The 12,767-nt window shown below is 41.7% G+C and carries 11 protein-coding genes; 8 read left to right on the top strand and 3 right to left on the bottom strand.

Annotated elements, in window-relative coordinates; genetic code table 11:
* Positions 1-228 precede the first annotated feature (228 nt).
* Entirely contained in the window at positions 229-1,368 is a 1,140-nt protein-coding gene (locus tag BACCOP_RS02370) for a DUF3810 domain-containing protein (RefSeq protein WP_007565796.1), read from the bottom strand.
* A 79-nt stretch (positions 1,369-1,447) separates the two neighbouring features.
* Between BACCOP_RS02370 and BACCOP_RS02365 the strand changes: the two genes are divergently transcribed.
* From BACCOP_RS02365 to deoC, 8 genes are all read left to right on the top strand, one after another.
* Positions 1,448-2,680 carry a nucleoside recognition domain-containing protein gene (locus tag BACCOP_RS02365; protein ID WP_007565793.1) on the top strand — a complete coding sequence of 411 codons (1,233 nt, stop codon included), beginning with the start codon at positions 1,448-1,450 and terminating at the stop codon, positions 2,678-2,680.
* Positions 2,681-2,688: 8 nt separating this feature from the next.
* A complete protein-coding gene (gene ybeY, locus BACCOP_RS02360) occupies positions 2,689-3,111 on the top strand; it encodes an rRNA maturation RNase YbeY (RefSeq protein ID WP_007565791.1) in 423 nt (140 codons plus the stop codon).
* A 279-nt stretch (positions 3,112-3,390) separates the two neighbouring features.
* The gene (gene mnmG, locus BACCOP_RS02355; RefSeq protein ID WP_007565788.1) at positions 3,391-5,262 is read left to right on the top strand and encodes a tRNA uridine-5-carboxymethylaminomethyl(34) synthesis enzyme MnmG; all 1,872 of its coding nucleotides are present in this window, start codon (positions 3,391-3,393) and stop codon (positions 5,260-5,262) included.
* Positions 5,263-5,319: 57 nt separating this feature from the next.
* Positions 5,320-5,844 (top strand): adenine phosphoribosyltransferase, encoded by a 525-nt coding sequence (locus BACCOP_RS02350; protein ID WP_007565785.1) that lies wholly within the window; start codon positions 5,320-5,322, stop codon positions 5,842-5,844.
* Between the two features lie 141 nt (positions 5,845-5,985).
* A complete protein-coding gene (uvrC, locus tag BACCOP_RS02345; RefSeq protein WP_022125397.1) occupies positions 5,986-7,794 on the top strand; it encodes an excinuclease ABC subunit UvrC in 1,809 nt (602 codons plus the stop codon).
* A gap of 192 nt (positions 7,795-7,986) precedes the next feature.
* Entirely contained in the window at positions 7,987-8,439 is a 453-nt protein-coding gene (gene dtd / locus BACCOP_RS02340; protein WP_007565782.1) for a D-aminoacyl-tRNA deacylase, read from the top strand.
* Between the two features lie 2 nt (positions 8,440-8,441).
* The gene (locus BACCOP_RS02335) at positions 8,442-8,762 is read left to right on the top strand and encodes a nucleotide pyrophosphohydrolase (RefSeq protein WP_007565780.1); all 321 of its coding nucleotides are present in this window, start codon (positions 8,442-8,444) and stop codon (positions 8,760-8,762) included.
* Between the two features lie 5 nt (positions 8,763-8,767).
* Positions 8,768-9,820 carry a deoxyribose-phosphate aldolase gene (gene deoC, locus BACCOP_RS02330; RefSeq protein ID WP_007565777.1) on the top strand — a complete coding sequence of 351 codons (1,053 nt, stop codon included), beginning with the start codon at positions 8,768-8,770 and terminating at the stop codon, positions 9,818-9,820.
* A gap of 77 nt (positions 9,821-9,897) precedes the next feature.
* On the opposite strand, the gene BACCOP_RS19185 is transcribed toward deoC, so the two are convergent.
* Together BACCOP_RS19185 and BACCOP_RS02320 are read right to left on the bottom strand one after the other, a co-directional pair.
* On the bottom strand, positions 9,898-11,898 hold the full coding sequence (locus BACCOP_RS19185) for a M64 family metallopeptidase (protein ID WP_022125399.1): 2,001 nt from the start codon (positions 11,896-11,898) through the stop codon (positions 9,898-9,900).
* A 47-nt stretch (positions 11,899-11,945) separates the two neighbouring features.
* Positions 11,946-12,743, bottom strand: a complete 798-nt coding sequence (locus BACCOP_RS02320; RefSeq protein ID WP_007565773.1) for a fimbrillin family protein — start codon at positions 12,741-12,743, stop codon at positions 11,946-11,948.
* Positions 12,744-12,767 lie beyond the last annotated feature (24 nt).

The raw sequence follows: 12,767 nt of genomic DNA, 5'->3' as shown, positions 1-12,767 counted from the left end.
TCTCCGTTTCAGAATAACTAACCAAGTTTTTTATTCTGAAGCGGATTTTTTTACTTATTATCCGAAATAAAAATGATTAAGGAGAAGAAAATTATCTATTTTTTCTAGTTCGACCAAAGTTACAATACTTTTTCTAGAGCCAAAAAGAAATTTAAAATCGTATTATGCAATACAAATAAACAGAAATAAACAGTATGGCATTTCAAAAAGAAACAAAATAAGCACTATTTAAAGAAAAGGCATCAAAACAAAGAGCTCCATTACTGGCAAAAAAAGATTCAAGCTGAACACTTCCCCGATTTTTTTAATTCTCAAGAGACCCTGCCACCAATTTTCCGGTAGAGAAAGAATCATACCGATAACTTCCGCATAATTTTTTTGTCCGGAGGGAATTTGATTACTTTTTAAATACCAGTTGTAAACTACATTCTGAAACTTTCCTAATAATTTATTATAACGGACATCCCAATATGCTTGCTTATCATACAACTGTTGTATCACTTCCGGACGTAGCATACTTAACCACTTCGAATATTCACTATCGCCAAGCAAATTACGAACATTTACCGCTACATAGGGTAACAATCCGAAATAGCCGCTATAACGTATATTGCAATCGTCAGCATGAATACATACTTGATAAGCCCAGAAATTAGCTTCAGCCTCACTGCTAACTCCAAGCAAGTGGGCAAGTTCGTGTGCGTAAGTAAACGGAAGCTGTACAGGTAGTAGCTCATGATTCACATGCGACTCATCGAAAAAAGGTCCCATATATCCCAATACTCCAACTCCCGAATACAAGGCATTACAGAAGGATTGTTTCGGATGCTGAAAACTTTCTGGACGAGTCAGTCCATATTTATCGGGAACTTCTGCATAAACCGGCTTGATTTTTTGTTCTATGTCTGGCTGTGAAACATTCAAGTCTTTTTTATATGTACAGTTTAAACTATCTGTATAAATAGCAAGAAACTGCTTGAAACGTTGTTCATTATAAGAACAAGGAGTGACTTCTGTCCGTTCAAAGAAACTGTCTCGGAAATAATTCATTCCCCATCCCCAATAAAACCAGACATATATCCAAAGCAAAACTTCCAGTTCACTCCCTACGATCGATTTCCAAGTTTGTCTTCTAAGCCTGGCTATAATCGGATACAGCAATAGCGCTACAACTGTCGCAACGACCAGAGCTTCACAAAGAGAAAACGAAACTAGAGAAGCCAACCGCGACAAACAGCCGGAAACAGCAGGATAAATACAGCAGGCATAAAATTCACCTGCACCAGATATAAACCGAAACATACACACACCAGCCAAAAGTAAAGCCAGTATTATCCAACGAATATGTTTCCACCGAGGTTTTTTCATAAGAACAAAGTTATCATTTTCTGAATTAATTCTTTACTTTTGTCCGGTAAAGATTATTAATACTTCAAACATATTCTACATGGTTCTGAATTATATTTGGATTGCTTTTTTCCTGACCGCATTTATTGTAGCTGTAGTACGTCTTATATTTTTAGGAGATACGGAAGTCTTTCCTGCTATCATTAATTCAACATTCGATTCTTCCAAAACAGCATTCGAGATTTCACTGGGACTAACCGGAGTACTATCCCTCTGGATGGGCATCATGCGTATCGGAGAACAAGGTGGTGTTATCGGAGTTTTCTCTCGTTTACTGAGCCCACTCTTTACTAAATTATTCCCGGAAATACCCAAAGGGCATCCTGTTACAGGAAGTATTTTTATGAATCTTGCCGCCAATATGCTAGGTTTGGACAATGCTGCAACCCCTTTAGGTCTGAAAGCAATGGAGGGATTACAAGAACTGAATCCGAAAAAAGATACGGCAAGTAATCCGATGATCATGTTTCTGGTACTGAATACCTCAGGATTGACCTTGATTCCTATCAGCATTATGGTCTATCGTGCCCAACTGGGAGCTGCTCAGCCTACAGATGTTTTTGTCCCTATCCTGCTGGCGACCTTTTTTTCTACACTTGCCGGTATTATTGCAGTAAGCTTATACCAGCGCATCAACTTGCTGAACCGGACTATTCTGTTATTCCTAGGTGGTACAAGCCTAGTTATTGCAGGTATTATTTATTTCTTCAGCATGCTGTCACGTCAGCAAATCGATATATATTCTACAACTACAGCCAATGTATTCTTGTTTGTCATTATCATCGGTTTCATAGTTGCCGGCATGAGAAAGAAAATTAATGTATACGACGCTTTTGTAGAAGGAGCCAAAGAAGGGTTTACTACTGCCGTACGCATCATCCCTTATCTGGTAGCCATTTTAGTAGCCATCGGAGTCTTCCGTGCTTCCGGATGCATGGACTATTTGATAGAAGGTATAGCCAACTTGGTGAGCTTATGCGGCATCAATAGTGATTTTGTAGGGGCACTGCCTACAGCACTGATGAAACCATTAAGTGGTAGTGGAGCTCGCGGGCTAATGGTAGATGCCATGAACACATACGGAGCCGACTCTTTTGTAGGACGGTTATCTTGCATCTTTCAGGGATCTACCGATACTACGTTCTATATTCTCGCCGTTTATTTCGGAAGTGTGGGAGTTGTCCGTACACGCCATGCTGTACCATGCGGATTACTCGCCGATCTGGCTGGTGTCATAGCCGCAATTCTTATTTGCTATTTATTCTTTAACTAATATACGATATGATTACTTATCAAACTGAAGGGGTAGAAATGCCCGCTATCAAAAAGCGCGAAACCACAGCGTGGATAAAAGCTGTTGCAGAAACTTACGGGAAAAAAGTAGGTGAAATAGCTTACATTTTCTGTTCTGATGAAAAGATTCTGGAAGTAAACCGTCAGTATCTTCAGCACGATTACTACACTGACATCATTACGTTCGACTATTGTGAAGGGAACCGGATTGCAGGCGATTTATTTATTAGCCTTGATACAGTCCGTACCAATGCAGAGCAATTTGGAGCAACTTACGAAACAGAGTTGCACCGCGTCATTATTCACGGTATTCTGCATCTGTGTGGCATAAACGATAAAGGTCCGGGAGAACGTGAAATCATGGAAGCTGCCGAAAATAAGGCACTCGATTTGCTGAAAGATTTTCAATAATTCCATTCGGAATCTATTCAAGACCTATTACCTGAGCACATTCCTAATTCGGGTAGGACTGCTGAAAATTTCCGCTGTTGTTTTCTTAAATTCATGCTGACATTTCTAAAAAACATCGGCATGAATCAGGGAAAACAACAGCGGATTTTATTTCATACTTTTCAGTTCTTTACTCCCTCCTCTCCTTTCCTCTTTACTATAACTCTTTTTACGAACCTGAATCAAAGCTAAGCCACTAAATTTTCGTATTTTTGCAACAGATATAAAAACAAAAGATTAATGGACTTTAAGTATGACGTTATTGTTATAGGAGCCGGACATGCCGGCTGCGAAGCCGCTGCGGCAGCAGCTAACCTTGGCTCGAAAACCTGTCTGATCACAATGGATATGAATAAGATCGGACAGATGAGCTGTAACCCTGCCGTGGGAGGAATCGCCAAAGGTCAGATTGTTCGGGAAATCGACGCACTCGGCGGATATATGGGATTGGTAACAGACCGCACAGCAATTCAGTTCCGCATGCTGAACCGTTCCAAAGGTCCTGCCATGTGGAGTCCACGTGCACAGTGCGACCGAGGTAAATTCATCTGGGCATGGCGCGAAATCCTGGAGAACATTCCCAACCTCCATATTTGGCAAGATACAGTAGAGGAATTATTAGTAGAAAATGGTGAAGTAACCGGATTGGTTACATGCTGGGGAGTAACTTTCCATGCCAAATGTATTATTCTTACAGCCGGTACTTTCTTAAACGGCTTAATGCATATCGGACACAAGATGCTTGCCGGAGGACGTTGTGCAGAACCAGCATCCTATCATCTGACAGAATCCATTACACGCCATGGCATTACTGCCGGACGAATGAAAACAGGTACTCCGGTTCGTATTGATGCACGAAGTGTAGACTTCAGCCTGATGGAAACACAGGATGGAGAAAATGATTTTCACCGTTTCTCTTTCATCAGCGAGCCCAGACAGCTCAAGCAGCTTCAATGCTGGACATGCTATACTAACGAGGAAGTACACGAAGTATTGCGTAGCGGATTGGCCGACTCTCCCCTTTTCAATGGACAAATTCAGAGCATAGGACCTCGCTATTGCCCAAGTATCGAAACAAAGATTGTGACTTTCCCCGATAAGCCACAGCATCAGTTGTTCCTTGAGCCGGAAGGAGAAACCACACAAGAACTTTATCTAAACGGATTCTCCTCTTCACTTCCAATGGATATACAGTTCGCTGCGTTAAAGAAGATTCCTTGCTTCAGAAACATCGTTGCCTATCGCCCGGGATATGCTATCGAATACGACTATTTCGATCCGACACAGCTTAAGCATACATTAGAATCGAAAGTCGTAAAGAACCTATTCTTTGCCGGACAAGTAAACGGAACAACCGGATACGAAGAAGCCGGAGGACAAGGTATCATTGCTGGTATCAATGCACACATTAATTGTCATGGAGGTGAACCATTCGTACTTGGACGCGACGAAGCATACATCGGAGTATTGATTGACGACCTGGTAACAAAAGGTGTAGACGAACCTTACAGAATGTTTACCTCACGTGCAGAATATAGAATTCTGCTCCGTCAAGACGATGCCGACATGCGTCTGACAGAACGCTCATATAAACTAGGTCTGGCAAGTAAAGAACGCTACGACAGACTTTGCCAGAAGCGAGAAGAAATACAGCGGTTGGTTGAGTTTGCAAAAACCTACTCCATCAAGGCAGATAAGATAAACGACGCTTTAGAGGGACTTGGAACAGCCCGGCTTACTCATGGCTGCAAACTGATAGAGTTGCTTAGTCGTCCGCAAATCACTATCGAGAATATTGCCCCGCATGTGCCATCTTTCCAAGCTGCACTCGACAAGGTAACCGACCGGAAAGAAGAAACAATTGAGGCAGCAGAAGTGTTAATCAAATACCAAGGCTATATCGATCGTGAACGAATGATAGCAGACAAGATACATCGCTTGGAAGCCATCCGTATCAAAGGAAAGTTTGACTATGCCAACTTGAACTCTCTGTCAACAGAAGCCCGTCAGAAGCTCATAAAAATAGATCCGGAAACACTGGCGCAAGCAAGCCGTATACCAGGTATTTCTCCAAGCGACATCAATGTGCTTCTCGTGTTACTGGGACGCTAAAGCAAGCATGTTTCACGTGAAACAACAAGTTTAAGAAACAAACATAAATTACTGGATATGAATAAAGAAACATTAAAAAAAAACCTCCGTGAGATACCAGACTTCCCTATTCCGGGAATATTGTTCTACGACGTCACTACATTGTTTAAAAATGCCGAGTGCCTCCAAGGGATGATTGACGAACTATACGAAATGTATAAGGATAAAGGCATCACAAAGGTAGTCGGTATCGAATCTAGAGGCTTCATTTTGGGAGGTGCTTTAGCTGCCAGATTAGGAGCCGGATTCATCATGGCAAGAAAGCCGGGAAAACTTCCTGCAGAAGTGGTAGAAGAAACTTATGCAAAAGAATATGGGACTGACACCATACAGATACATAAAGATGCTATTAATGAAAATGACATCGTCTTGTTGCACGATGATTTGCTGGCAACCGGAGGAACCATGGCTGCAACCTATCGCTTAGTAAAAAGATGCGGTGCTAAACAGGCATTTGTAAATTTTGTAATCGAGCTGAAAGGATTAAACGGTAGAAAAGCATTTACCGACGATGTAGAAGTGACCACGCTGTTGCAACTTTAAAAGGCTGCTCAGCCGGACGGACATATAAGAGTTTAATATCTCCTATTCACAATAAATAAGGAAAAGAAGAATCCGGCAAATACATTTTTGTATATGCCGGATTCTTCTTTTATAGAAATCCTTAAACGTACAAGCTATAACATGGAAGAACTTAGTACAAACGAATACCTTCGAGGAATCGTATTAAATTTGCCAAGCACTCCCGGCATCTATCAATACCTCAACAAAGAAGGAGTGATTATTTATGTTGGGAAAGCAAAAAATTTGAAACGGCGTGTATATTCGTATTTTTCAAAAGAGCATCAATCTGCCAAGACACGTATATTAGTCAGCAAGATTGCAGACATCCGCTATATTGTTGTAAATACAGAAGAAGACGCCCTGCTCTTGGAAAATAACCTTATCAAGAAATACAAGCCTCGCTATAATGTCTTGCTGAAAGATGATAAAAGCTATCCATCTATCTGCGTCAGCAACGAGTATTTTCCACGGGTATTCAAGACAAGGCAAATTATCCGGAACGGTTCTACCTACTATGGTCCATACAGTCATATTCCTTCTATGCAAGCTGTGCTAGATCTGATAAAGAAACTATATCCGCTCCGCACCTGTCATCTGGCACTAACCCCCGAAAACATTCGTCAGGGGAAATTCAATGTTTGCCTGGAATACCACATCAAGAACTGCAAAGGTCCATGTATCGGGATGCAATCTCACGATGAATATATGGATAATATAGCCCAAGTAAAAGAGATTTTAAAGGGAAATACTCAGGCTATAAGCGACGCACTGATGAAAGAAATGATGTCACTCGCAGAGGAGATGAAATTTGAAGAAGCTCAAAAAGTAAAAGAAAAATATGAACTAATAGAAAGCTATCGGGCAAAGAGTGAAGTCGTAAGTTCCATTCTTCATAACATAGATGTATTCTCTATCGAAATGGACGAAAATTCGGCCTACATAAACTATTTGCACATCACAAACGGATGCATAAACCAGGCGTTCACATTCGAGTATAAGAAACGTCTGAATGAGACAAAGGAAGAGCTGCTCCAGCTTGGAATTATTGAAATGAGAGAACGGTATAAAAGCTGCTCTCGCGAAATTATCGTACCTTTCGAACTAGATATGGAACTGAATAACGTAACATTTACCATACCGCAACGAGGCGATAAGAAACATCTGCTTGAGCTTTCTCTTCTCAATGTAAAACAATACAAAGTAGACCGACTTAAACAAGCCGAGAAACTGAATCCGGAACAGCGGAGCGTTCGCCTCTTAAAAGAAATTCAGGAGCAGCTGCAAATGGACAAAATGCCTATGCATATTGAATGCTTCGACAACTCAAACATACAAGGTTCCGATGCAGTAGCGGCATGCGTAGTATTTAAGAAGGCACGTCCCAGCAAAAAAGACTACCGCAAATACAATATCAAGACCGTAGTCGGACCGGATGATTATGCCTCTATGCAGGAAGTAGTACGCCGGAGATATTCCCGCATACTCGAAGAACAAGGAGAACTACCAGACCTAATTCTGACCGATGGTGGAAAAGGCCAGATGGAAGTTGTAAGACAAGTAATAGAAGACGAATTAAAATTACAGATTCCTATTGCCGGACTTGCCAAAAACAACAAGCACCGCACTTCGGAAGTTCTGTTCGGATTTCCACCGATGACTATAGGAATAAAACAAGGCACTCCCCTTTTTCATCTCCTCGAAAACATACAAGACGAGGTACACCGTTTTGCCATTACTTTCCATCGCGACAAGCGTAGCAAGAGTCAAATAGCTTCTGCATTAGACGGGATAAAAGGCATAGGAGAAAAGCGCAAAACAGCCCTACTGAAAGAATTCAAGAGTGTGGCAAGAATCAAGCAGGCAACTGTCGAAGAACTTGCAGCAGTAATCGGAGAAGCCGCAGCAAAAAGCGTAAAAGAGGCCCTATAAAAAAGCTCTGCGAAATGACATACCAAGTCTTTCCGCAGAGCGATTATAAATATCAATATCACCCATTTCACAGTCGGCAGAATCCTACTTCCACAAAGATACAATTAAATTAAGCTATACATTTGTCATTCTTACAATTTATTCTATCATTATACTGAATATTTTCTATCTTTGTAGAAAGTATATGTTTATATGAGAGTAGTTATTCAGCGCGTAAGTCATGCTTCCGTCACGATTAATGGAACATGCAAATCAGCTATAAAGAAAGGATTCCTCGTTCTTTTAGGAATAGAAGAAGCCGACAATCAGGAAGACGCCGACTGGTTATGTAAAAAAATCATCGGACTGAGAGTTTTCGACGATGAAAACGGAGTTATGAATAAATCGATTCTTGAGGCAGGAGGTGATATTTTGGTAGTAAGCCAATTCACCCTGATGGCTTCGACCAAGAAAGGGAACCGCCCGTCGTATATCCGTGCAGCCCGCCACGAGACAGCAATTCCACTATACGAATATTTCTGCAACGAACTTAGCATCGGGCTAGGCAAACAAGTAGGAACCGGTGAATTTGGAGCCGACATGAAAGTTGAATTGTTGAACGACGGTCCTGTTACAATCTGCATGGACACCAAAAACAAGGAATAAAGATGACATTGGAAGAAGCACAAAAAACAGTAGACAACTGGATAAAAACATATGGTGTACGCTATTTCAGCGAGCTGACCAACATGGCTGTACTCACCGAAGAAGTAGGAGAATTGGCACGTGTCATGTCACGCAAATATGGTGACCAGTCATTCAAACCGGGAGAAAAAGATAACCTCGACGATGAAATGGCCGATGTATTATGGGTGCTGATCTGTCTGGCAAACCAGACGGGAGTAAACTTAACAGAAGCATTTCAACGGAACCTGGAAAAAAAGACCAACAGAGATAAAGAAAGACATAAAAACAACCCCAAATTATAAGCATTATGAAGTACAATCACGAACATGAATGTGGATGTGGAGGCGAACATCACCACCACGACCACGAATGTAACTGCGGAAACGAACATCATCACGAACATGAATGTGAATGCAACTGTGACGATGATGCCTGCGACTGCGGCTGCGAAGATGAAGATACAGAAAATCTGCACCAGCCAGATAAATATAATGAGGCATTAAGCAAATACAATACGGTTTTAAAAGATGAAGAAGTAGCTGCACAAACAGCCCATATCATCGAAAAATACGTAAAGGAAAACGATACCGTAGAAGTGAAAAAATTCCTTTTCCACTGTATTGACCTTACTACTTTAAAATGCACAGACAGCGAACCGAGCGTAATGAAGTTTACGCAACATGTCAATGACTTTGTGGATGCATATCCCGAACTTGATAACGTAGCCGCAATCTGTGTATATCCCAACATGGCCGAAATCGTAAACGATACACTGGAAGCTGACAACGTAAAAATCGCCTGCGTATCGGGAGGATTTCCTTCTTCACAAACATTCACCGAAGTAAAGGTTGCCGAAACAGCTATGGCACTTCATGCAGGAGCCGATGAAATAGACATCGTGATTTCTGTAGGCAAATTCCTGAGTGGTGACTACGAAGGTATGTGTGACGAAATAGAAGAATTGAAAGAAGTATGCGGAGATAAACACTTGAAAGTAATCTTGGAAACTGGTGCACTGGGCAGTGCTTCGAATATAAAGAAAGCCTCTATCCTGTCAATGTATTCAGGAGCCGATTTCATCAAGACATCTACCGGAAAGGAAAATCCGGCCGCAACTCCCGAAGCAGCATACGCAATGTGCCAGGCCATCAAGGAATACTTCCTCGAAACCGGCCGTAAAGTAGGTTTTAAGCCCGCAGGAGGGATTAACACCGTACACGACGCATTAGTATACTATACAATAGTAAAAGAGGTCTTAGGCAAAGAATGGCTGACTAACGAACTCTTCCGTCTGGGAACAAGCCGCCTTGCTAACCTGCTATTATCGGACATTGTAGGAAAAGAAACAAAGTTTTTCTAATTTAAATACGCGAAGGGCACGAAGATTCATCTTAGTAATGTTTCTCCGTGCCCTTGTTCTTTATATAACCTCAAGCTTTAGTTCGCCACAAGTCGCCCGTTCTCCCAGTGTTGATTCAGGATAACAGGAGGAGCTGTCGGCTCATGCTTTGCCTGTACAGAAATACTCCGCGAACGTCCCTGACGGTTTAAATCCCAACCGACAAATTCTTCATAGTCGAACTGCCAGCTCTCTCCATAAGCTAACTTATGGATACGGTTATAAATCGCCTCACGCGAAGGAGCATTGAAGCCTCCCACATTTGCATCCATGATACTGGTTTCCGTAGGACGATATGCGCCCTTATAATAAGTACAAGCTCCTTCAAACACACCTATGCCCTCACTCGCATAACGAGAGTCGGATATAAACTTGCTCCATACCACACTGTTCGGATCGCTTGTATAATCTACATTTCTTCCCCATCCATAATGATTTCGGGAATTAATATTATCAGAAATCTCACTTAATGGAATCGTACCCTGACTCTCATAATAATATTCATCCAGCAGTTTAGCAAATCCATGCCCACCCGCTTCATGATGAAGGACACATGCCAGTTCTTCATCACTTGTGCCAATCGGGAAATAGGCAATTCCATATCCTCTGCCATAATCACCTTGATAAGCTGTACTCGTTCCAAAATAACAAGTACCTGCATACTTAGCCGAATTCATCATAACAATAATCAGCACCTCATTCATCAGTGGACCGGTCATTCCCGGGCAGGTTGAAGCATACTGCATACATTTGTTGTTATCTCCTCCTACATGTGTTCCACTGCCGAAATAACCGGAAAATGCCGTACTTCCACCATCTATATATCCTTCATTCTGGGAAACGGCCGTCACGTAATATACATTAAACAGATTCCGGAAAGAGGCATAAGGCTTCTCACTGAAGAAGGCATCGGCTGCTGTCCGCATAACCTTTTCATACGTGCCGTCGGCAACCTGCCTGTCAGAAAAAGCATCCCCCATCAATACCACATTAATGCCGTTTCCTTCGGAAGCCTTTTGTAAGGTATACACCTTTCCATCCTCCGAAAAATCGGAAGATTCGTACGGTAAATCTCCCTCACCCAAGATTTCTTTCAAGAAGTCAGGAAGCAAATTTCTCGATGTTACACTACTATGAAATATCAATTTACCATTCTCATCGAAAGCCATAATAGTAGGGAAACCAGTAAATGAAATAACGCCCGGATTAGATAGCAGCGTAGGCCATTCCATATTATAACTTTCTATCATATTGAGTGCATCAGGATTGTTTGTTCCATCATGACAAAACCCGATGATTTCTAAAGAATGATTTTTATATCGCTGATAAATAGATGATACTGTAGGATGGAAAGCCTCACTGAAAGGACACCATGAAGCCCAGATATAATACAACGTTACCTTATGAGAGGCTACAATAGAAGTAGAATTTATTGTATTTCCCTTATAATCAGTTGCAGTAAAATCGGGCATATACAGATTAAATGTATCGAAGTTAAATCCGCCCGGAGAATTTTGTCCTATACAAACCCAACCACTTTTCTGCCACCAGGAAGAAGAAGTAACAGCCTGAGGTAAATCACCCGACAGCATATTCTTGCCAAAGTTCATATACTCCAACGAAGTCAATCTGCCAAGAGATTCAGGTACTGTACCAGTCAGTTGATTATTGCTCAGATAACTATACACCAGATTTTGCATATTGCCCAACTCAGATGGCAATCCTCCAGTCAACTGATTCTGAGATAAATCTAAATTTCTGAGTTCTGTCAGTTTCCCTATAGAAACAGGTATCTCTCCCGTCAACTCATTATTATACAAATTCAGAGTCCATAATACTTCAAGATTTCCAATTTCATCCGGTAAACTTCCAGTCAGATTATTCGAAGACAAGTCAATTGACATAACTCTGCCCTGATAATCTGTATAAACGCCATACCATTCTGACAAATCAGCATCCGAGCACCAGTTCGAATTGTTCGTCCATGCATCGCCGTTTGTAGCATCGTACAATGCAATCAAAATATCTCTTTCTGTCATCTCATCCTGTTCCAGCAAGTCGTTTGTATCAACAGCCGAGAAACTGGTTATAACAGAGCGGCCACCGTAATACTCCGTTCTGTTGCCTTAGTCAATGTCTGTTGCTGACCGTTTACAGTTCCTGTAATCTTAAAAGTCATACCTTTGCTGAAGACCTGAGGTGGAACAACAAAATAGAACGAAGTAGTTTGTGAAGGAGATAAGGTAACATTTCCCTGAAGTACAATTTCACCGTAACTCTCCTGCCCTCCCCCTGAAAGGCGAAACTCCGGAGCGTCCGATGCAATGTTAACCGAACCAAGTCCGGCTACAGCTTCTCCATTTTTGCCTGACAAAGAGATAGACTGAATATTCATGTTTCCTTTCAGGTTTAGACGTACCAGTCCGCAAACCTGCAAAAAGCGGAAAGAATTGGTGGTACTCTGAGCCACCATCGGACATACACCGGAAGCAAAACTGTCGAAGTTAAACGACTGTTCCGCCGGAAGACGGAAAGAAACATTCGTACCAGATATCATGGCATCTGCCGCATACGGATAAAAGGCATAAAACGTATTACCTCTGACGGGCTTGCTGCTTTCGAACTGAGCCTCGTCACCCGACATGCCTGTCAAATCATAACGGGCTATAGAATCGGAAACATCACTGAAAATACCAATCGCGTCTCCATTCTCCCATATTACAGAGTTACCCGAAAGAGATGTACGGCTCTTCACAACCGATGATGTCGTAGCACGAACCGACTTCAGGCTTTTATCCTGATCTTTAAAAGACACCAGATCATCTTGCTGGCATCCGGCAAGTAACAACAGAAATATACCTAAAAAAAGAGTTATATGCTTCATAATTTACTGTGTTTTTCAAGATTA

This window comes from Phocaeicola coprocola DSM 17136 (genome assembly GCF_000154845.1).
Lineage (GTDB): Bacteria > Bacteroidota > Bacteroidia > Bacteroidales > Bacteroidaceae > Phocaeicola > Phocaeicola coprocola.
Note: the sequence above shows the minus strand (reverse complement) of the source record. Positions and strands in the feature narration are given on the sequence as shown.

Coding starts and splice junctions, on each gene's coding strand:
- BACCOP_RS02320 (WP_007565773.1), bottom strand. CDS start 12,743: ATGAAGCATATAACTCTTTTTTTAGGTATATTTCTGTTGTTACTTGCC.
- dtd (WP_007565782.1), top strand. CDS start 7,987: ATGAGAGTAGTTATTCAGCGCGTAAGTCATGCTTCCGTCACGATTAAT.
- BACCOP_RS19185 (WP_022125399.1), bottom strand. CDS start 11,898: ATGACAGAAAGAGATATTTTGATTGCATTGTACGATGCTACAAACGGC.
- ybeY (WP_007565791.1), top strand. CDS start 2,689: ATGATTACTTATCAAACTGAAGGGGTAGAAATGCCCGCTATCAAAAAG.
- BACCOP_RS02335 (WP_007565780.1), top strand. CDS start 8,442: ATGACATTGGAAGAAGCACAAAAAACAGTAGACAACTGGATAAAAACA.
- uvrC (WP_022125397.1), top strand. CDS start 5,986: ATGGAAGAACTTAGTACAAACGAATACCTTCGAGGAATCGTATTAAAT.
- BACCOP_RS02370 (WP_007565796.1), bottom strand. CDS start 1,368: ATGAAAAAACCTCGGTGGAAACATATTCGTTGGATAATACTGGCTTTA.
- BACCOP_RS02350 (WP_007565785.1), top strand. CDS start 5,320: ATGAATAAAGAAACATTAAAAAAAAACCTCCGTGAGATACCAGACTTC.
- mnmG (WP_007565788.1), top strand. CDS start 3,391: ATGGACTTTAAGTATGACGTTATTGTTATAGGAGCCGGACATGCCGGC.
- deoC (WP_007565777.1), top strand. CDS start 8,768: ATGAAGTACAATCACGAACATGAATGTGGATGTGGAGGCGAACATCAC.
- BACCOP_RS02365 (WP_007565793.1), top strand. CDS start 1,448: ATGGTTCTGAATTATATTTGGATTGCTTTTTTCCTGACCGCATTTATT.